The organism is Streptomyces sp. NPDC005070 (assembly GCF_053600395.1).
The window spans coordinates 1-1,237 of sequence record NZ_JBSFZS010000546.1 but is presented as its reverse complement, the minus strand read 5'-3'; the positions used below and the strand labels follow the sequence as shown (position 1 = coordinate 1,237).

The following is a 1,237-nucleotide window of genomic DNA, read 5'->3' as shown; positions in this document are numbered from 1 at the left end:
CCTCGAAGAAGCTGTCTCCCCCACCGCTCGGGTCCACGGGAGCGTCGTACGTCCCGCCGGCTCATTGCCGTACTGGAACCAGACCCCCGGGGACATCGCCGCGGCCATTCGTGAGCTCAAGCCGGCCCTGCGCGCCCGCATCGAAGCCCATGGCCGCACCGTGGAGGAGGCGTTCACCGCCGTCGAACGGCGCATCGAGGCGCGCGTCGCGGAGATAGAGGCCGACCGCGAGCGCGGCGAGGAGGTGTGGCCCGTCCTGGACTACGACGCCATAGCCGCCGGCGCCGTCACACCCGCGCAGAAGGCCAAGCTCAAACGGCGCGGCTGCCTCGTCGTGCGAGGACTCTTCCCACGTGACCAGGCACTGGCCTGGGACCGGGACATCGTCGACTACGTCGAGCGCAACAAGTTCTTCGAGACGTACACAGGCCCCGGTGACGACTTCTTCGGCAGCGTCGGCTCCAAGCCCGAGATCTACCCGATCTACTGGTCACAGGCGCAGATGCAGGCCCGCCAGTCCGACCGGATGGCCACGGTCCAGTCCTTCCTGAACTCGTTCTGGAAGCACACCGACGACGACGGCACCCAGTGGTTCGACCCCGACCGCGACGCCCTCTACCCCGACCGCATCCGGCGCCGCCCGCCGGGCACGGACTCCTCCGGCCTGGGCACCCACTGCGATCCCGGCACCCTGGACCTTTGGATGACCCAGGAGTACCAGAAGGCGTTCCGCCATCTCTTCAGCGGCGACGTCGAGCGGTACGACCCCTGGGACGCCGCCCACCGCACCGACGGACCCCAGTACCCCGGTTCCACCATGTGCTCCGCGTTCCGCACCTTCCAGGGCTGGACCGCGCTGTCCGACATGGACGCCGACCAGGGCGTGCTGCACACCGTCCCGATTCCGGAGGTGATGGCCTACCTCCTGCTGCGCCCGCTGCTGCCGGACGTCCCCGAGGACTCCATGTGCGGCGTACGACCCAACCAGGTCTTCCCCGTCACCCAGCGCTGGCATCCGGTCCTCTACCGGGCCCTGACACCGATCCCCGACGTCGGCGCCGGCGACTCCGTGTGGTGGCACTGCGACATGATCCACAGCGTCGCGCCCGTCGAGAACCAGCAGGGCTGGGGCAACGTCATGTACATACCCGCCGCGCCTTGGTGCCCCCGCAACGAGACATACGCCGCCGACGTCAGGGCCGCGTTCACCACCGGCTCCAGCCCGAGCGACTTCCCC

Annotated in this window: 1 protein-coding gene; it reads left to right on the top strand. The window is 69.3% G+C overall.

Annotation, left to right across the window (positions count from 1 at the left end):
- Positions 1 to 64: 64 nt before the first annotated feature.
- A partial coding sequence (locus ACWEBX_RS41025; RefSeq protein WP_451889764.1) for a DUF1479 domain-containing protein occupies positions 65 to 1,237 on the top strand: 1,173 nt, incomplete at its 3' end.